Genomic DNA, 234 nt, shown 5'->3' with positions numbered 1-234 from the left:
AGCGCATTGTGATTGGCGTGGGCATCAGTGCTCTGATTGGCTTAGTGGTAGGCATCATCAACGGCGGTATCCCCCTCGTTCGTGCCAAACTCTCGCCACTGGTGACGGTCGCTTCACTGATTCCGCCCATGGCGATACTGCCGATCCTGTTTATTGCTTTTGGCACCGGCGAGGCCGCCAAAATTGCGTTGATTGTGATTGGCGTAACGCCCTTTCTGATTCGCGACCTGCAAG

At 55.6% G+C, this 234-nt stretch carries 1 pseudogene; it reads left to right on the top strand.

The features are described 5' to 3' along the window. A pseudogene (locus SB753_RS41585) lies at nucleotides 1-234 on the top strand (ABC transporter permease); the annotation flags it as partial.

Origin of the sequence: Paraburkholderia sp. SIMBA_053 (assembly GCF_046534895.1) — a bacterium.
Lineage (GTDB): Bacteria > Pseudomonadota > Gammaproteobacteria > Burkholderiales > Burkholderiaceae > Paraburkholderia > Paraburkholderia caledonica.
This window is presented reverse-complemented; position numbering and strand designations above follow the sequence as displayed.